The organism is uncultured Ellagibacter sp., from assembly GCF_934643285.1.
In the GTDB taxonomy this organism is placed as follows: Bacteria; Actinomycetota; Coriobacteriia; order Coriobacteriales; family Eggerthellaceae; genus Ellagibacter.
Window position 1 is genome coordinate 65,526 of sequence record NZ_CAKUBT010000002.1, and the last position, 18,165, is coordinate 83,690.

Annotated in this window: 13 protein-coding genes and 3 tRNA genes; 11 read left to right on the forward strand and 5 right to left on the reverse strand. The window is 60.1% G+C overall.

From position 1 onward, the window contains the following. Positions 1–96: 96 nt before the first annotated feature. Positions 97–594, reverse strand: a complete 498-nt coding sequence (locus Q0I65_RS01775; protein WP_296059122.1) for a bifunctional nuclease family protein — start codon at positions 592–594, stop codon at positions 97–99. Between the two features lie 94 nt (positions 595–688). Here Q0I65_RS01775 and Q0I65_RS01780 point away from each other — a divergent pair. The 10 genes from Q0I65_RS01780 (at position 689) to Q0I65_RS01825 (ending at position 12,169) form a co-directional block, all read left to right on the forward strand. Continuing rightward, positions 689–765: transfer RNA gene (locus Q0I65_RS01780), tRNA-Ile, on the forward strand. 78 nt (positions 766–843) lie between these two features. Further along, a tRNA-Ala gene (locus Q0I65_RS01785) sits at positions 844–919 on the forward strand. 213 nt (positions 920–1,132) lie between these two features. Beyond that, positions 1,133–1,684 (forward strand): DnaJ domain-containing protein, encoded by a 552-nt coding sequence (locus Q0I65_RS01790; RefSeq protein WP_296059124.1) that lies wholly within the window; start codon positions 1,133–1,135, stop codon positions 1,682–1,684. A 93-nt stretch (positions 1,685–1,777) separates the two neighbouring features. Further along, positions 1,778–3,598 carry a translational GTPase TypA gene (gene typA / locus Q0I65_RS01795; RefSeq protein ID WP_296059126.1) on the forward strand — a complete coding sequence of 607 codons (1,821 nt, stop codon included), beginning with the start codon at positions 1,778–1,780 and terminating at the stop codon, positions 3,596–3,598. Positions 3,599–3,653: 55 nt separating this feature from the next. After that, the gene (locus Q0I65_RS01800; RefSeq protein ID WP_296059128.1) at positions 3,654–5,594 is read left to right on the forward strand and encodes a thiamine pyrophosphate-dependent enzyme; all 1,941 of its coding nucleotides are present in this window, start codon (positions 3,654–3,656) and stop codon (positions 5,592–5,594) included. Continuing rightward, on the forward strand, positions 5,587–6,195 hold the full coding sequence (locus Q0I65_RS01805; protein ID WP_296059130.1) for an indolepyruvate oxidoreductase subunit beta: 609 nt from the start codon (positions 5,587–5,589) through the stop codon (positions 6,193–6,195). The genes Q0I65_RS01800 and Q0I65_RS01805 overlap by 8 nt, the downstream gene beginning before the upstream one ends. 4 nt (positions 6,196–6,199) lie before the next feature. Beyond that, complete coding sequence (locus tag Q0I65_RS01810; protein WP_296059131.1) at positions 6,200–7,822, forward strand: S-layer homology domain-containing protein; 1,623 nt, start codon at positions 6,200–6,202, stop codon at positions 7,820–7,822. 369 nt (positions 7,823–8,191) lie between these two features. After that, entirely contained in the window at positions 8,192–9,433 is a 1,242-nt protein-coding gene (locus tag Q0I65_RS01815; RefSeq protein ID WP_296059133.1) for a phenylacetate--CoA ligase, read from the forward strand. A gap of 208 nt (positions 9,434–9,641) precedes the next feature. Next, positions 9,642–10,220, forward strand: a complete 579-nt coding sequence (locus tag Q0I65_RS01820; protein ID WP_296059135.1) for a DUF2798 domain-containing protein — start codon at positions 9,642–9,644, stop codon at positions 10,218–10,220. A gap of 374 nt (positions 10,221–10,594) precedes the next feature. Further along, the gene (locus tag Q0I65_RS01825) at positions 10,595–12,169 is read left to right on the forward strand and encodes a sodium:solute symporter family protein (protein WP_296059137.1); all 1,575 of its coding nucleotides are present in this window, start codon (positions 10,595–10,597) and stop codon (positions 12,167–12,169) included. Between the two features lie 92 nt (positions 12,170–12,261). On the opposite strand, the gene Q0I65_RS01830 is transcribed toward Q0I65_RS01825, so the two are convergent. Beyond that, entirely contained in the window at positions 12,262–12,849 is a 588-nt protein-coding gene (locus Q0I65_RS01830) for a 5-formyltetrahydrofolate cyclo-ligase (protein WP_296059139.1), read from the reverse strand. Between the two features lie 144 nt (positions 12,850–12,993). Between Q0I65_RS01830 and Q0I65_RS01835 the strand changes: the two genes are divergently transcribed. After that, a complete protein-coding gene (locus tag Q0I65_RS01835) occupies positions 12,994–14,664 on the forward strand; it encodes a Na+/H+ antiporter NhaC family protein (RefSeq protein ID WP_296059141.1) in 1,671 nt (556 codons plus the stop codon). A 250-nt stretch (positions 14,665–14,914) separates the two neighbouring features. On the opposite strand, the gene Q0I65_RS01840 is transcribed toward Q0I65_RS01835, so the two are convergent. The 3 genes from Q0I65_RS01840 to Q0I65_RS01850 all read right to left on the reverse strand — a co-directional run bounded on the left by Q0I65_RS01840 (position 14,915) and on the right by Q0I65_RS01850 (position 17,989). Beyond that, positions 14,915–16,306 carry a divalent metal cation transporter gene (locus tag Q0I65_RS01840; protein ID WP_296059143.1) on the reverse strand — a complete coding sequence of 464 codons (1,392 nt, stop codon included), beginning with the start codon at positions 16,304–16,306 and terminating at the stop codon, positions 14,915–14,917. A 3-nt stretch (positions 16,307–16,309) separates the two neighbouring features. Then, the gene (locus Q0I65_RS01845; RefSeq protein WP_296059145.1) at positions 16,310–17,662 is read right to left on the reverse strand and encodes a CBS domain-containing protein; all 1,353 of its coding nucleotides are present in this window, start codon (positions 17,660–17,662) and stop codon (positions 16,310–16,312) included. A 250-nt stretch (positions 17,663–17,912) separates the two neighbouring features. Further along, positions 17,913–17,989 (reverse strand) — tRNA-Arg (locus Q0I65_RS01850). Between the last annotated feature and the right edge of the window lie 176 nt (positions 17,990–18,165).

Consider the following 18,165-nt stretch of genomic DNA (forward strand, 5'->3'; position numbering starts at 1 on the left):
ACGGCCAGCGGGTCGTTACACCCCTTCTTTCGTTTGACGCTCGCGACCTGGGCCTCTATCGCCTCTGTGGCGGGGGCGTGCCCACCCCTTCCGCGTTTACGCTTGGAAGTCTTCAGGTGAGATGTTCTCAAGGAAGCTATGGAATTCCTCAATCTCGCTTTCGGATGCGTCTTCCCTGATGATGTAAGGGTAGCTTCCTTTATCGAGGGTTTTCTCGTCGATGTAGATGGGTGCATCTTCGCGTATGGCCAGCGCGATGGCGTCGCTCGGCCGGGCGTCGAGCTCGATCATCCGGTCGCCTTGCTTTAAGTAGAGCTTCGCGAAGAAAGTCGTTCCCTTCACATCGTTGATGACGGCGTGATCGATTCGCGCGTCGAGGTTAGTGAGCGCATCGAGCATAAGGTCGTGCGTGAGGGGCCTTGGGGTTCTCATGTGCTCGACGGCCATGCCGAGTTGCATGGCTTCAGCAGGCCCGACCCATACCGGCACGATGCGTGATTTCGTTCGCTGATGCTCCTCAATTGGCTCCATGACCAGGGCTGCTGGTTGCATCGAATTCAAAACGATGAGGGTGAGAACTTTCAAAGGGATCATGCCGGCTCCTCAATAAAAAACTTTTTTCAAATTCTAGCAGATTATGGGTTGACGATATCTGGTCGTCGGGTTACTATAATTAGGCACTTTTCAAGGGCCCGTAGCTCAGTTGGTTAGAGCGCACGCCTGATAAGCGTGAGGTCGCTGGTTCAAATCCATTCGGGCCCACCATGATTTGCGATAAACGCTCCACCGTGAGCCGAGTTAGCCGGTGGAGCGTTTATTAATATCATGAGGTAAAAGTCATTCGGGGAATTAGCTCAGCTGGGAGAGCGCGGGCTTTGCAAGCCTGAGGTCAGGGGTTCGATCCCCCTATTCTCCACCATGAATTCAGTCGCCGGTCATTCAATCGACCGGCGATTTTTGTATTCCCAAGTTTAAGGGGAGCGAACCCCGCGAGGGTTCGACAGCCTTATGTGCTTTATGCAAAACCAAACTCCAATTGACGGTGACCGACCGATATATGCTTCTTACAAGGGGCTTTCATGTTATTTCCTCCTCGCGTTGTACAATGAAGCGTCATGATTGAAGGAGGAAGATGAACCGCAACGAGGCACTGCGCCTGCTGGGGCTTTCTGCGGACGCCACGTCCGAGGAAGTGAAGGCAGCATACCGCGAGACGGCTCAGATTCTGCATCCGGATCGGTTTGCTTCGAACAAGAAGCTCCAGGAGCGGGCCACCGAGCAATTCAAAAACCTTCAAGAAGCATATGAGGTGCTGACAAGCGGGAAGGGGTCCTCCGCGCGTGCTCGTGGAACGGTCGCCTCTTCCGCCGAGGAAGCGGAAATCAACGCTCGCCTTGCAGGCATCTCCGCCGCGCGCAAACAGCTGCTCACGCAGCGCGACGTCGCTCTCGACGAGCGCCGCAGCGGTTTCGCGATGGCAGGTATCGGCGCTTTGGTGGCGTTCGCGTTCGGGCGCAAGCTTGGCGTGCTCGCTGTTGTCGCGAGCATCGGCGTGGCGTGTGCGGTGTGGGGCATTGTGAAAGTGGTGAGCGCGCAGAAAACCGCGAGCATCCTCAACGATCACCTCGACGAGCTCGCCGCCGAGAAGAAGCAGCTCCTCGCGCGTCTTGACGAGATAGGGTAAGGAAGAAGATGCGTCTTCCCTTCGGGGGTTTCACGTGAAACAGTCGAAGAGAAGACGCAAACAAGCAGGTAGATTGTAGAAAAAGGAACACAGGTGAAACAAGAGAACATTCGCAACATCGCCATCATCGCTCACGTCGACCACGGCAAGACGACCCTCGTCGACAAGCTTCTGCGCGCGACCGATGCCTTCCGCGAGAATCAGAAGGTCGAGGAGCGCGTGCTCGACTCCAACGACCAGGAGCGCGAGCGCGGCATCACCATTCTGGCGAAGAACATCTCCATTGAGTACAAGGGCGTGAAGATCAACGTCATCGACACTCCGGGCCATGCCGACTTCGGCGGCGAGGTCGAGCGCGTGCTCAAGATGGCTGACGGCACGCTGCTTCTCGTCGACGCGTTCGAAGGCCCCATGCCCCAGACGCGCTTCGTGCTGCGCCATGCTATCCAGGCGGGCCTTTCGATCATGATTGTTGTGAACAAGATCGACCGCCCCGGTGCCGATCCCGAGAAGGCTTACAACGACTGCCTCGACTTGATGGCGGACCTCGGCGCGAACGACGAGCAGCTCGAGTTCGCGATGGAGCACGTGGTGTACGCGAGCGCCATGAACGGCTTCGCACGCCTTGACCCCGCCGATGACAACGACAACATGTACCCGCTGCTCGACATGATTCTCGACGACATGCCCGCTCCTGAGGTCGATCCCGACGGTCCGCTCGCCATGCAGTGCGTGACGATCGATCACTCCGAGTACGTCGGACGCATCGGCATCGGCCGCGTATATTCCGGATCGATCCACACGGGCGACACCATCCTCGTCGTGAAGAACGATGGCAGCGAGTCGACCGCGACGGTTCGCCAGCTGTTCACCTTCGACTACCTCGGCCGCAAGGAATGCGACGTCGTTGAAGCGGGCGACATCGGAGCTGTCGTCGGCATCGAGCGCACCGACATCGGCGACGTCTACACCGACCCCGAGAACCCCATCGCCCTCGACCCGATCGAGATCGATCCGCCGACGCTGTCCATCGTGTTCGAGCCGTCGACGTCTCCGCTCGTCGGCCGCGAAGGCGATATCGTCGGCGCCCGCCAGCTCAAAGAGCGCCTCATGCTCGAGCGCGAGAACAACGTGACGATGAAGATTGAGGAGCTCGAGGACAAATCCGGCATCGAAGTTTCCGGCCGCGGCATTCTCCATCTTTCCGTCCTGATGGAGACGATGCGCCGCGAGGGATTCGAACTGCAGGTCGGCCGCCCGCGCGTCCTGTTCAAGAAGGACGAGAATGGCAACAAGATTGAGCCGATCGAGCAGGCTGTGGTCGAGTGTCCCGAAGAGTACTCGGGCAAGGTTATCGAGATCTTCGGCACCGCTGGCGGCACGATGGTGTCTCTTGACGCGTCGGGCCTGGTCACGCACCTTGAGTTCAAAATCCCGACCCGCGGCATCATGGGCCTTAAGAATCGCATCCTCAATGTCACCCACGGCGACGGCGTGTTCTACCACACGTTCCTGGAATATGGCCCCTACGCGGGCGACATCGGAGGTCGCAAGAACGGCGCGATGATCTCCATGAGCACCGACAAGGCGGTCGCCTACGCGCTTGGCACGCTGCAGGAGCGCGGCACGCTGTTCGTCGCTCCCGGCGACGCGTGCTATGAGGGCATGATCGTCGGCGAGAGCGCTCGCCCGGGTGACATGGTGGTGAACGTCGCGAAGACGAAGAACCTGGGCAACCAGCGCTCCTCCACTTCCGACATCTCCGTGCAGCTTACGCCTCCGCGCACCTTCACGCTCGAAGAGGCGCTCGAGTACATCACCGATGACGAACTCGTCGAGATCACGCCGCAGAACGTGCGCATGAGAAAGCGCCTCCTCTCCGCGGTCGACCGCAAGAAGGCAGCCAAGAAATAGGGGGAATTCCGCCGGCCGCGAGGTCGGCGGAATGGTTTTTGAGTCAGGCGGGACTATGTCGAAGAAACTGTTGATGGGCAACGAAGCATTCGCCCACGCCGCCCTCGAGGCGGGGGTGCGGGTTGTCGCGGGATACCCCGGGACGCCGTCGTCTGAGCTGATCGAGACCGTCGCGAAGCTGCATACGGCTGGCAAAGCTCACGGCGTTCACGTGGAATGGTCGACGAACGAGAAGGCGGCGCTCGAGCTTCTTGCGGGCGCGTCGTACTGCGGCGCACGCACGCTGTTCACCTGCAAGCAGGTTGGGCTGAACGTTGCCTCCGACGCGCTGATGAGCCTGAACTACGTCGGGATCAAGGGCGGCTGCGTGCTCTTCGTTGCCGACGACCCAGGCCCCATCTCCTCCCAGACGGAGCAGGACACCCGCCGTTTCGGGGCGTTCTCGAAGGTTCCTGTGCTCGACCCCGCCACTCCCGAGCAGGGCTTCGCGATGATGAAGGCCGCGTTCGACCTTTCCGAGAAGTATCGGACGCCCGTCATCGTTCGCCCGACGACGCGTATCTGCCATGCGTCGACGTTTTTTGAGGTGGAAGACGAAACCTATGCGAAGCCGATTCCCGAAGAAGGCTTCGAGCGCAGTTCCCGCTGGGTCATCTTCCCTCGCCGTGCCTTTGAGGGCCATGGGGAAATCAACGAGCGCCTCGTCAGCATCGCGAAGGATTATGCGCAAGATGAGCCCTTTGCGAGCTTCAACCCGCAGGAGCAGGGCGGCGACGCGAGCATGTCGCCGCGCCTTGGCGTTGCTGCCGGTGGCGTGTCGGCGTCCTATGTTCGTGAAGCCCTTCGCCAGATAGAGGCGCTTTGTGGGGAGCAGGGCATACAGATGCCCGCCTACCGCTTCTGGCAGGTAGGGACGCCGCACCCCTTCCCCACCGCGGCTGCCGATGAGTTCACCTGCGGCCTGGACCGCGTCATCGTTTTCGAGGAGCTCGACCATGTGATCGAGGACGAGCTTGCCATGCGCGCGGGCCGCACTCATGCGAGCTACGAGGTGCTTGGCAAACTGACGGGAGACACGCGCGATCGCGGGGAAAACGACGTTGATGATGCGATCGCACGTCTGACCAGCTTCTTCGGCCTCTCCGATTCTTTGGGCGAGTCCCTGAAAGTGTCGGCTTCCTTCGACGAGCCCTTGCCTGTCCGCCCGCCGGTACTGTGCGCCGGGTGTCCCCACAGGGGAAGCTTCTACGCGGTGAAGCGCGCGTTGGGGAAGACCCCTGCCGTGCTCTGCGGCGATATCGGATGCTACACGCTCGGCAACGCGAAGCCGCTCGATGCGGTCGATACGTGCCTGTGCATGGGTGCGGGAATCACCATGGCTCAGGGATTCTCCGTCGTGGAGTCCGATAAGAAGCAGCTTGCCTTCGTCGGCGACTCGACGTTCTTCGCGAGCGGCCTCACGGGCATCGCGAACGCGGTTTACAACGGCCACGACATCACTGTTTGCGTGCTCGATAACGCGACGACCGCCATGACGGGGTCGCAGCCCCACCCGGGGACCGGTGTGACGCTTATGGGCCCGCATCGCAAGCCCATCAGCATCGAGGCGGTGCTTCAGGCGCTCGGTGTGGAATGCATCGTTCATGCCGACCCGCTCGATCTGGAAGGCTCGATCGACGCGGCGAAGCGCGCAATCGACTTCGAGGGCCCTTCGGCCATCTTGTTCGAGTCTCCTTGCGTTCAGCTGGTGAAACCGAAAGCGCCTGTGGGCGTCAACGCCGACACGTGCACGGGATGCAAGAAGTGCATCACCGAAATCGGCTGCCCTGGCCTGGGGTTTGACCAAACTCGCCGCGGCGCGAAGAGCAAAGACCGCGGCCAAGCGTTCGTCGATGCCTCGCTGTGCAACGGGTGCGGCCTTTGCGTCCGGGTGTGCCCTTTCAAGGCGATCGAGTTGCCCGGCGACGCGGAGGAGAAGGGGGCGCCCCATGCGTAACGTGCTTTTGACCGGCGTCGGCGGGCAGGGGACGGTTCTCGCCGCGAAGGTGCTCGCCCAGGCGGCCCAGGCGAAGGGGTGGCAGGTTCGTACCGCCGAGACGATTGGCATGGCCCAGCGCGGCGGCAGTGTGGTCTCCCATGTTCGGATGGGCGACGATGGGGAGGAAGTAATCGCCCCGCTCGTTGCGAAGGGCACCGCCGACATGATCATCGCCTTCGAGCCGGCCGAGGCCGCGCGCGTGCTTCCCTATCTTGCGCCCGACGGCGTGATGGTGAGCGCGACCACGTCCATCCAGCCTATCACGGCGGCCCTTTCGTCCGAGCCGTACCTCGCCGAGACGACGATCGCCTCGCTGGGAAAGCGCCTCAATGGGTGCGCCGACGCGCCCGCCCGCTTCATCCTTGTTGATGACGAAGCTGTGCTGTCCCAGGTGGGAAACAGGAAGGCACTCAATACCGTGCTTCTTGCCTTCGCACTGAAAACGGGACATCTGCCGCTTTCGCTCGACGACTTGCGCGACGCGATTCGCGTATGCGTAAAACCTCGTTTCGTCGAGCTGAACCTTGCGGCGATCGACCTGGTGGAAAGCAAGGAGTAATCGCATGTCTCGCCCCTTCACTCGCCGTGCGTTCATCGCCTCCCTTGCTTGCGCGACTTCGGCTGCCGCCGCCAGCGTCATGACCGCGTGCTCGAAGACGGGCAAGGGCGCAAGCGCCGAGCAGGCGGCTACGTTTCCCGACGTGATTCCCCTGAGGGAGGGGCAAGAGGAGGCCGCGTACAATTCGTCGCTTCTCCAGCAGGCGATTGACGACGCCTCGAAGAAGAGTGGCTCGGTGCATCTGGGTCCGGGAACGTTCTATTTTGCGTGGACGAAAGCTACCGATGAGGGCAATTGCGTCGTCGAGATGCGTGACAACGTCGAGGTACGGGGAAGCGGCAAGGATGCGACAATTCTCAAGCCGCTCGGCCGCTATGCCATGACCGGTGAGGCTCCTCACGGTATCGACATGTTCTACTACGACGGGTTCGACGACCGCCGCTACCTCGACAACGCCTCGTTCTACGACTTCACCATCGACGGCGAGAGCACGCAGGGGTCGCTTCGTGGGTACAACGCCTCGGGCAAGGGGTTTTTCTTCAAGCTGTTCCGCGGCTGCACATGGGAACGTGTCGAGGTGCGCAATACCGATGGTACGGGCTTCGGCGCCGATTATCCTGTCGACTGCGTGATGCGCGATTGCACGGCGATCGGTTGCGGAAAGAACGCCACGGCGGATTCCTACGGTGCATCAGGATTTGGCGTGGGCGTGGGGCTTTCCGAGGACGAATCGATGGTCATCGAGAACTGCACATCGTCGGCGAACACGAAGTTTGGGTTCTTCTTCGAGCATCAATCCCTCTATCGCCTGAAAGGCGTTGGAGCGCGCCGCGCGAAGGGCTTTCAGGTTACGAACTGCACGGCCTGGGGAAACCTGATCAACTTCGGCGGCAATCGCGCGTACGACGTTGTATACGATTATTGCGTGTCTGACCAGCCTAAGAAGTCGGGCGACGAGCTGTATACTGACTATGCCTTCACCTTCGTCGAGCATTCTGTTCGCATTCTGGTTCGAAACGCCACGGTCGACCAGATGTATACCGACGTGCTGGCGGACCCTTCCAGTTCCGCGGCCATAGAGTGGGCCCTTTCGCGCAATGTGGCGCATGTGGGGGCGAGCGGCAACAATGAGTTCCGCCCCGAAAACAGTATCACTCGTGCGGAAGCGGCTGAGTTTTTCTGGCGTTATGCCGGGCGCCCGGGCATGTTGCCCCTACGTTACGATTACTTTGACGACCCCTCGAGTGACGTCAGCGCTGATTCGTTTTGTGCTGACGCGGTGCGGTGGCTGGAAGACGATGAAATTGCGGCGGGGAACAACTTCCGCGCCGAAGACGAGATAACCATTCAGGAAATCTGCTCGGCCATGCTGCGCTATGCCTATCTTGTAGAAGATGCGTCGAGCGAAGCGTCGCGGGCGCTCGCGCTTTCAGACGAGGAAACCAAGTGGAGCACCCCCTCGAAGCCTTCTTCCCAGGAAGAGGAGAAAGTTGCCCTCGATTGGGCCTGCGAACAGGGGATTGTCACCAAGGCAGAAGCGGTCGACCCAAAGGCGAGCTTTACGCGCGCCAGGATGATGGGCATGCTGCAAGCCCTCGACAACGCGAAAGCGACAACCGCGAAGTAACAGGCGCTACTTCGCGGTTGTCGCGCGCAAGGTTCGTACGGAGCGGCGGTTGGGCGCGTGGCCCGAAGGATCATTCGCGATCGCACCCCGACCCCTCCCTCGACCAAAACGGCCCTTGCCCTTGAAATCGCGTGCCGTTCGCCTACAATGGGCTTATGACGAACTCAGCCGACATCCTCTTTTCCGTAGCCGCGCGCAACGCGTTGGCTGGTCGATGGCTCTAGCTTCAAGACTCGTGAGCGAGCCTTAAGGCATTCTGGGCTATTTTCGCAACGATCTTGAAGCGCCTCTCAGTTTTGCAGCATTCGCTGCGCCGCAATGCATTTCGGTCGCGTCACAATGCGACCATGTCATGAGAAGAGGACCATCATGCAAATGACCGACGAGCAACTCAAGCTGATTACCACGAAGCTTTCCACTATCAAGGAGTGCTCTCCTTTCTACGCCGAGAAGTTCAAGGACATCGATCCCGCTGACGTGCGCACGCAGGAGGACTTCGAGAAGCTTCCCTTCTCGGAAAAGGACGACCTTCGCCGCGTATATCCGCTTGGGCTTCAGGCGGTTCCCGATGAGGAAGTCGTGCGCATCCACAGCTCTTCGGGCACGACGGGCACGCCGGTCATCATCCCCTACACCGCCCAGGACGTGACCGATTGGGCAATCCAGTTTGAGCGCTGCTACCGAACTGCGGGCATCACCAATCTCGACCGCATCCAGATTACCCCAGGCTACGGTCTGTGGACCGCGGGCATCGGCTTCCAGCTTGGCTGCGAGCGCTTGGGCGCCATGGCGATTCCTATGGGGCCCGGCAACACCGAGAAGCAGCTTAAGATGATGCAGGACTTGCATTCCACGGTCATCACCGGCACGTCGAGCTACGCGCTTCTGCTCGCCGAGGAAATCTCCAAGCGCGGCCTGCGCGACAAGCTCGACCTGAAGAAGGGCGTCATCGGCTCCGAGCGCTGGGGCGAGAAGATGCGTCACCGCATCGCGAACGAGCTGGGCATCGAAATCTTCGACATCTACGGCCTAACCGAGATTTACGGCCCGGGCATCGGCATCTCCTGCGAGGCGCATCACGGTATGCATGTCTGGGAAGACTTCGTGTACGTGGAGATCGTCGACCCGAAGACGGGCGAGGTGCTGCCCGACGGCGAGGTGGGAGAAATCGTGCTCACCACGTTGCGCAAGCAGGGCGCGCCGCTCATCCGCTACCGTACGCACGACCTTTCACGCATCATCCCCGGCGCCTGCACCTGCGAGTACGGCAGTCATCACCCGCGTATCGACACCATCGTCGGTCGCACCGACGACATGGTGAAGGTGAGGGGGTGCAACATGTTCCCCGCGCAGATCGAGGAAGTCATCAACTTTACGGAGGGCACCTCGTCCGAGTACCAGATGATGATCGAGGCGATCAACGGCCGCGACGTCATCACGCTTCTGTTCGAGACTACGCTCACGGGCGAGGACCGCGAGAAGTGCGAGCGCGAGCTTGAGGCAATCTTCAAGGCGAAGATCGGCTGCACTCCCGAGGCGAAGGGTGTGCCCATCGGCGAGTTGCCGCGTAGCGAGAAGAAGACCAAGCGCATCTTCGACAGCCGTTACTAGGCTTACACTTGGCCGCTTAAGTCGTTTTTCTAGAAGGAGACCCTTGCCGTCCGCCGACGGCGAGCGGCAAGGGTTCTCCCATTTACAGCGCGCTTTCCCCCATTCGCCGCGCAGAATTCGGCTGTTTTGTGAAGCGCTCGAATCTACTTTTTTCTTTGGTATGTTAATTAGCGAAATCCAAACTAATTGAAGAGAGAGATTCACGCACATGACTGACTTGAGCATGCCTTCAAGCAGTGTGCGCCTTGGCGCCGCTGTTCCTGTTTCCGCACCCGATATTGACAAAAATGCGACAGGTGATGTTTCTGTTGCAAAAGCCCCCACGAAAAAACGACCGCTTCACAAGCAGCTCACTTTTGCGCTGCTCATGACGGGCGGCATGGTAACGCTTATGAGCCTGTACAACACCGCGTTGCACACCTGGTTCAACTTCACCCTTTTCGACTGGCTTTCCGGAATGTTTCTTCGCTGGCCTATCGCATTTGTTGCTTCCCTTACGATTGGCGACGTCGTTGCGAAGCGCGTGCTGATGCCGCTTGTTCGGAAAAAAGCGTCTCCTACTGGATGGATCGCCTCACATATCACCCCGTTTTGCAAGGTAAATGCAATGGTTCCCTTCATGACGTTCTTTGCATCTCTGCTGTCTGCCGGTATCTCGCAAGACTTGCTGCCGCTGTGGGCTTTCACGTACGTGACAACTCTCCCGGCTGCTCTTACCGCAAATGTGGCGCTTGTCGGCCCCGTAGCAAGGAAGATGTATAGTCTGGTGTTTGGCGAGAAGTTTTGATGCTGCGTGACTGTCCCCGCGCGCGGCAGAGAGGGGACCGCGCGCTCGCGGACGAATCTCGTTCGAAAAGGTAGGATTTCGATTTTCCCGCCTTTCCGAGCGCTATAGTGTGATAGAGTAGCCGCATGAATTTCGGTGAGGGACATATTGCGCACACTGTTGCATCGGCTGCGACCGATGTCTTTTCTGCACCCCTCTACTACTATTATTCCTATCGATATCTCTAGCACACGAGGCCTGGCTCGTTGCGCGCATGGGCGCGCAGGTTGACAAGAAAAGTCTCGCGTCGTGTGCGCCTTCCATGTTTTCCCTGTTCAAACTCGGTATGGGAAACGTTTCACGTGAAACCATTTGAGAATCGTTAGGAAACAGCAATGATTGCAAAACTATGCATGGTGCTCATTTTCATCGGCGTTGCCGTGGGCGTGGGCATCTACTGCCGCCGCTCGACGGCAAGCGTTGACGGTTTCGTGCTCGGCGGGCGAAGCGTCGGCCCCTGGATGAGCGCCTTTGCATTCGGCACGAGCTACTTCTCGGCTGTCGTCTTCGTCGGTTACGCCGGTCAGTTCGGGTGGAAATACGGCATCGCCGCATTCTGGGCGGGAATCACCAACGCGATTCTCGGCAGCCTGCTTGCTTGGTGGGTGCTCGGCCCGCGCACGCGCGAGATGACGCATCGCCTGGGCGCTACCACGATGCCGGAATTCTTCGGCCTCCGCTACGACTCGAAGGCCCTGCGCGTTGCCGCCGCGGCCATCATTTTCGTCTTTCTCATCCCCTACACAGCGAGCGTCTACAACGGCCTGTCTCGTTTGTTCGGCATGGCGTTCGGCCTGCCCTACGAGTGGTGCGTTATCGGCATGGCCGTTGTGACTTGCATCTACGTCGTAGTTGGCGGCTACATGGCCACGGTGATGAACGACTTTCTGCAGGGAATCGTCATGCTGGTCGGCATCATCGCCGTCATCGTGGCCGTTCTGTTCAACAACGGCGGCTTCATGCCCGCGATCACCGAGCTTTCGCAGATGTCCTCCGATTTGGCGCCTGACATGGCGGGCCCGTTCGTGAGCATGTTCGGTCCCGACCCGCTGAACCTTCTGGGCGTGTGCATTCTTACGAGTCTTGGCACTTGGGGACTTCCCCAGATGGTGCAGAAGTTCTACGCCATCAAGAGCGGCCCCGCGGTGAAACAGGGTGCTATCATCTCGACGCTGTTCGCCTTCGTGGTTGCGGGCGGCAGCTACTTCTTGGGCGGGTTTGGTCGCCTGTACTCTGGCCAGGTCGAGATGGGTGCGAACGGCCAGCCTATCTACGACTCGATCATCCCCACGATGCTCTCTACCCTGCCCGATCTGCTCATCGGCATCGTCATCGTGCTCGTGCTTTCCGCTTCCATGTCGACCTTGTCCTCGCTCGTGCTCACGTCCTCTTCGACGCTGACACTTGATGTGCTCAAGGGTAACGTCGTGAAGAATATGAGCGAGAAGGGTCAGCTCTCAACGATGCGCGTGCTCATCATCGTGTTCATCGTGATCTCGGCGGCGCTCGCACTCGTGCAGTACCACTCCTCGATCACGTTCATCGCGCAGCTCATGGGCATCTCGTGGGGCGCGCTCGCCGGCGCGTTCCTTGGTCCCTTCCTGTGGGGCCTCTACTGGGGCCGCGTGTCGAAGGCCGCCGTATGGGCGAGCTTCATCGTGGGCGTGGGCCTCACGACTGGCAACATGATCTTGGGATTCGTGGGCACGCCGCTTATCGCGAGCCCCATCAACTGCGGCGCCATCGCGATGATTCTCTCGCTTGTCATCGTGCCGCTGGTGAGCCTCGTCACCAAGCCGGTGCCCCTCAACGTGAACCCGCCGAGCGCGGAGGGTGCAATCGATCGCGAGTACGTCCGCGAACTGCATCTGCAAAAGGAAAGGGAAGCGAAAGCGGCTTCTGCGGAATAGCTGGCCTGGTTTCACGGCCGATTGAGAAGGGCTTCGCACGAGTTGTTAATTACGCAAGAGGAGACCGACAAGCAAGCGGTCTCCTCTTGCGTTTAGGCGATGATGATCTTCGGCAAGGCGAGGTCGTGCGGCTCGGTCGGGACTGCCTCGACCTCTTGTTCCCGAAAGGCGATGCCGCACACGACGGCGTCACTTCGAAGCTCGCGCAGGAAGCGGTCGTAGTTGCCGCCGCCGTAGCCGAGGCGCATGTTGCCCGCATCGAAGGCGACCATCGGAACGACAACGGCGTCGATTTCTCGTGGGCCGCATGGCGTACAGCCGGCAAGCGAGGGGTCGTCGGGGGCAATGACTCGCGCGGGTTTGTCGAAGAAGGCGCGCCGCGTGCCGTCAAGGGGGACATCCCAAAACGTCATGCGGGCCTTGACGTCGCCGCCTCTTCGCACCATGACGGGAAAGACGCAGGTCCACCCATGCAAGAGGGCGCTTTTCGCGAACGGAGCGATGTCGACCTCGCTTCCCAGCGCGTGGTAGACGGCAATACGAGCCCCGGGTGCAACGATGCGGCCGAAGTATCGCTCGAGTTCTTCGCACGCTTTTTTGCTGCGAGCGATGCGCTCATCGGCAGGGATGGCGTTGCGCCGCGCGATGACGAGGCTCCTGATTTCTGCTTTCGTGTTCATGCCTGCAAGTATAGAGTGCCCGCAAACCTTGTTTCATTCTCCGAAAAAAACGCACATGTGGGCCGCGCCGACGAAAAATCAAGGCATACTGAAACGGCCTGCAATTATGCAGGGGAAGTATCCGCCCACAACGAAGGGGTTCCTGTGGAAGGTTTCGACCTTATCAGTACGGGCGCTTGGTCAATCGTGCCGCCGCTTTTGGCGCTCGGGCTCGCGCTCATCACTAAGGAAGTGTACTCGTCGCTCACCATCGGCGTACTTATGGGCATGGTGATCTACCAGTTCACTCTCGCGGGGGTTGGCGTCGATCAGTTCATCGCGGCGTTCACCATGGTTCCACGAATGATGGCGACGCAGATCGCCGAAAACGGAGCACTGCTGCTATTCCTTGCCTTATTAGGCGCGCTCACGGTGGTCATCGCGATCGCCGGCGGCTCGCGCGCCTACGCCGAGTGGGTGTCGAAGCACGTGAAGAACGCGCGCCTCGCGTCGGTGCTCACGGCGGTTCTCGGCATCCTCATCTTCGTGGACGACTACTTCAACTGCCTGACGGTCGGCGCGGTCATGCGTCCCATCACCGACCGCTTCCATATCAGCCGCGAGAAACTCTCGTGGATCATTGACTCCACGGCGGCGCCTGTGTGCATCATCGCGCCGGTCTCCTCTTGGGCGGTTGCCGTGGGCGGCTATTTGGGAGAAGACGGCTTCTCGACGTTTGTGCAGTCTATCCCCTATAACTTCTACGCCCTGCTCACGATTTTCTTCGTGTTCTTCATGCTGATCACGAAGCTCGATTACGGCTCGATGCGTGCGGCCGAGGAAGCCTGCGCCCAGGGGCACGATGTCGACGACATCCCGCGCGAGGGAAGCGCCCTTGCGGCGGTTTCGGCGACCCGCCTTTCCGAGAAGAACGTGGAAGCGTACGAAGGTGACCATCCGGGTGTGCCGTCGGTCGTGACCGAGGAGGCCGACATCGACGACGCGGCATCGGGCGCCATCGACGAGTACAAGGGGCTCAACATCTCCGAGAACGGTCGCGTGTTCGACTTGATCGTTCCCATCGTCGTGCTGATTGTGTTCTCGATTCTGGGCATGATGTACGCGGGCGGCTTCTTCGAGGGCGTCGACTTCGCTACCGCCGTCGGCGAGGACCCGGTGACGGGCCTGTGCATCGGCTCTTGCGTGGCGCTTGTCGTCGCGGCTGCGATGTTCCTTCCGCGCAAGCTCACGACACTCGAGGGTTTTGTTGAAGGCATCTCCGAAGGCGTGCGCTCGATGGTCGGTGCGATCATGATCCTCGTTCTGGCATGGAGCTTGGGCGGCCTGTGCCGTCACATGCTGGGCACGGGCGAGTTCGTGAGCGGCGTGCTGAACGGGCTTGGCGTGGGGCTTACCCTCCTGCCTGCGATTATTTTCCTGGTGGCGGCGTTCATCGGCTTCGCCATGGGCACCTCCTGGGGCACGATCGCGCTCATCCTCCCCATCGTGATCGGCGTGTTCCCCACCGACGACCCGCTGTTCCTCGTGGCAGTCGGCTCGACGCTTGCGGGCGCAGTCTATGGCGACCATATCTCGCCGATATCCGATACGACGATCCTCTCCTCTGCGGGCGCGAAGTGCAACCACCTGCGTCACGTTGCCACGCAGATTCCCTACGCAACGCTCGTCATGGTTACGTGCTTCATCGGCTACATCGTGGCTGGTTTCACGGGCAATCCGTGGATTTCTCTCGCGCTTGGCGCGGTCATCATCGTCGTTGCCGTGATTACGCTTCACAAGCTGAATTTCGGCGTGAAGAAGGGCGAGACGGCATAGCTTCTCATTGGCAAATAGCGGCTTGAGGGACCCACGTCCCGAGTGCTATGTGAGAATGGCGGCTTCCGAGAAGAGGCCGCCATTTTGCGCTCGAGAACCGCTTCTTTAGAATAATTCTATTTCAAGATATTAAAAAACGCGAATAGACCTATTCGTAAAATAATCCTTCTGAACGATATAGCAGTGCAATGGCAATTGCGCTGCCAGCCCTTCCCGATTAGTGGGATTCGCTTCCTGCGGGCGGCACGCGCTATTCGATGCCGAGCACCTGCATCACGAGGAGCGCGACGGTGAGCACGGTCACGATGGCGACCGTCACCCAGATGAGAATCTGCGAGAGGCGGCTCGACTTGAAGGCACCCATGATGTGCTTGTCCGAGGCGATGATGGCCATGAACACGAGGAGCACGGGCAGGATGATGCCGTTTACGAACTGGGCCGTGAGCATGATTCCCATGAGGTTGACGTTCGGGATAAGCACGACCACGGCGCCGATGATGATAACGAACGTGAAGATGCTCTTGAACATGGGCGCCTCGCGCCACTTGAACGATACGCCCGCTTCCCAGCCGAATGCCTCGCAGATGACGAAGGCCGTGGTGAGGGGCAGGACGCAGGCTGCAAGGAACGAGGCTGCGACCAGGCCGATGGCGAAGAGAGCCTCAGCGTACTGCCCGGCGAACGGGGCGAGCGCACGTGCTGCCGCCTCGGCGCTGTCGACCTCGATGCCTTGCGGGTAGAGCACAGCTCCCGTGGTCACGATGATGAACCAGGCGACGAGACAGGCGGCGATGGTTCCCGATACGGCGTCGATTTTCTGCTCGAAGAGCTCGTTGGTCGTGGTGCCCTTCTCGACGACGTTGCTTTGCGTGAAGAACATCATCCATGGGGCGATCGTCGTGCCGATCATCGCGATGACGAGCGATATCCAGCTTACGCCGCCGGTGATTTGCGGAACGACGGTCGAGGTGAGGGCGTCGTTCCAGTCGGGCCCGGCGAGCACCGCCGCGATGATGTAGGTCACAAAGACGAACGACAGCGCGAGGAACACGTTTTGCACGCGCTTGTAACTGCCGCCGACGATGAGCAGCCAGACCGTCACCACAGCGATCGGAACGGAGATGTACTTCGAGACGCCGAACATCTCCATGCCCGATGCAATGCCGGCGAACTCGGAGAACGTGGTGGCAACATTGCCGACGAGCAGGGCGAACATGGCCAGTGCCGCGAGGCGAATGCCGAATCGTTCGCGGATGAGCGCAGCAAAGCCCTTGCCGGTGGTCGCGCCCATGCGGCTTGCGGTCGTTTGCACCACGATGAGCAGGATGCACATGATGGGGATGACCCACAACGTCGTGAAGCCGAATTTCGCGCCCGCCGTGGAATACGTCGAGATGCCGCCCGCGTCGTTGCCCGCCATGGCGGTGACGATGCCAGGGCCCATCGCGGCGAGGATGAGCAGCAGCCGATTTTTCTTCTTGCCGTCCTGGCCGTCGGTTTCCAAAGCGGTCGTCTTGTCGGGGAGCGCTGCCCCTGTCGCCTTCTTCTGCTTGCCGCTGACGCCGAAGGCCTTGCCGGGGATGGGGGCAAGGGTCTTTGCCGCGCCCTTCGCGGCGTCCGCTTTCTTCTTTCCGAACACCATGGCTTATCTCCAGGAGTAACCGATGATTTGGAACAGCACGAGCGTGTAGAGTACCAAAAAGAGGATAGCCGCTGCGGTGGCTCCCAGGCCGAGCAGGACGCTCTTCTTCGTCTTGTCGCCGCTCACGTCGTCTTCGATAGCATCCCACGCGTCGTCGGTGGTGACGATGCCCAAAAGCTTGCCGCGCTCGTCGACGACGGGCATTGCGGGGAGGTCGTACTTGAAGACGTCCGCCGCCACGTCGTCTTCCGTCTCGTCGGGCGAGGCGGTGATGAGATCGGTGTACATGATGTCGTGCATGACCTTGCTGTCGTCGGTTAGGACGAGGGTGCGCAGCGACAGCACGCCGACGAGCTTGTCGTACTCGTCGAGCACGTAGACGTAGTGAACCGTCGGGTGCTCTTCGGGCAGCTCGCGCAGCACTTCAATCGTCTCGCGGACGGTGAAGGTTTCCGGCACGGCGACGAACTGGGTGGTCATCATGCCGCCCGCGGTGCCGTCCTTGTACCCTAAAAGTCGGCGAATCTCGGCGGCGTCTTCTACGCCCATCAGGCGTAAGAGCGCTTCTGCCTTCTCGTATGACAGGTCGCGGACGATGTCGACAGCGTCGTCGGGGTCCATGTTGCCGAGGACGTTTGCGGCCTTGGCGTCGTCGAGGTCCTCGATGAAGTCGGCCTGGTACTCGTCTTCCATCTCGGAGATGGCTTCGGTCGCCTGGCTCTCATCGAGGTGCTTGAAGACGTTCGCGCGCTGCTGCGGATCGAGCTGCTCCAAGATGTCGGCGACGTCGGCGGGATGCAGCTCGTCGAGGCGCTTGTGCGTGACGGACAGCTGCACTTCCGAGAGGTCTCGGTCGAGCAGGTCCATATAGTTCCAGGCGATGATGCGCTCGTCGATCTGCTTGTGGAAGGTTTTCGCGACGGAGACGACGGCGCGCTCGAGCCAGGGGGCAAGCCCTCGCAGGATGCCGCGAATGCCCACTTCAGCGCCGAGGAGTCGCAACTGCGTGCCCGACTGCGAGAGCTTGAGGTCGTTTACGCGCACGACCTTAAGCCCCTGGGTGTCGACGATTTGGCGATCCATGAGGTCGCGCGCGAGAAGTACCTCGTCAGGCTGCAGGTAGCTGAAGCGGATGTCGGGCGAATCGACGGAAAGCTTGATGCCCTCGTCGTCGAACTCGTCGACGTACTTCCGCCAGGAAATCATGAAGGGCACTTTGCCCGGCCCTTGGAAGGCGAGGCTTGTGATGCGGGGGAAGACCTCGCCAGTTGAGATCGCGAGGTCGGAGATCGTGCCGATTTTCTCGCCGGCGGAATCCACAACGGGCTTCCCCAGCATTTGGGATAGATAAAGCATGGCGCTCCCTTACGTTCTGATGCGCCGTTAGGCCGTGCTTTGGAATCGTACCACTCGGGGGAATTTTCCCAGGTAAAATCTTTGTCAGGCCTGGCGCATTGCAGTCGACCCTCGACTGCCGACGCGGGGAGCCGAAGGGTTACATACTGTGAGGCTTATGTTTTCGAACCTTCAAGTACGGACCTTTCCTCCAACAATAAAAAAACCGCACGTGTTGGTGGCCCAATCGTTGCGGAGTAATAAGCTGAAATGGTGCGCCATGAGGGATTCGAACCCCCGGCGTACTGATTCGTAGTCAGTCCCTCTATCCAGCTGAGGTAATGGCGCACTTCTAAACAGCAACGGATATTATGCCAGTGGATGAGGAAGGTGTCAACAACTTTTTTCAAAAAATGGAGGCGAAATCGAATCGCCTGCTCGTGAGGCCGTTTCGTCTTACTTATTACCGCTGCATTTTCTGGTGCGCCCCTTCTTCTTATTGCGTCCAGGTTACATTCTCGCGC

What these genes read in the sequence shown, in the direction of transcription:
- Q0I65_RS01775 (WP_296059122.1), bottom strand. Translation starts at nt 594, where the DNA reads ATGATCCCTTTGAAAGTTCTCACCCTCATCGTTTTGAATTCGATGCAA.
- Q0I65_RS01790 (WP_296059124.1), top strand. Translation starts at nt 1,133, where the DNA reads ATGAACCGCAACGAGGCACTGCGCCTGCTGGGGCTTTCTGCGGACGCC.
- Q0I65_RS01830 (WP_296059139.1), bottom strand. Translation starts at nt 12,849, where the DNA reads ATGAACACGAAAGCAGAAATCAGGAGCCTCGTCATCGCGCGGCGCAAC.
- Q0I65_RS01825 (WP_296059137.1), top strand. Translation starts at nt 10,595, where the DNA reads ATGATTGCAAAACTATGCATGGTGCTCATTTTCATCGGCGTTGCCGTG.
- Q0I65_RS01820 (WP_296059135.1), top strand. Translation starts at nt 9,642, where the DNA reads ATGACTGACTTGAGCATGCCTTCAAGCAGTGTGCGCCTTGGCGCCGCT.
- Q0I65_RS01805 (WP_296059130.1), top strand. Translation starts at nt 5,587, where the DNA reads ATGCGTAACGTGCTTTTGACCGGCGTCGGCGGGCAGGGGACGGTTCTC.
- Q0I65_RS01810 (WP_296059131.1), top strand. Translation starts at nt 6,200, where the DNA reads ATGTCTCGCCCCTTCACTCGCCGTGCGTTCATCGCCTCCCTTGCTTGC.
- Q0I65_RS01815 (WP_296059133.1), top strand. Translation starts at nt 8,192, where the DNA reads ATGCAAATGACCGACGAGCAACTCAAGCTGATTACCACGAAGCTTTCC.
- Q0I65_RS01800 (WP_296059128.1), top strand. Translation starts at nt 3,654, where the DNA reads ATGTCGAAGAAACTGTTGATGGGCAACGAAGCATTCGCCCACGCCGCC.
- Q0I65_RS01840 (WP_296059143.1), bottom strand. Translation starts at nt 16,306, where the DNA reads ATGGTGTTCGGAAAGAAGAAAGCGGACGCCGCGAAGGGCGCGGCAAAG.
- Q0I65_RS01845 (WP_296059145.1), bottom strand. Translation starts at nt 17,662, where the DNA reads ATGCTTTATCTATCCCAAATGCTGGGGAAGCCCGTTGTGGATTCCGCC.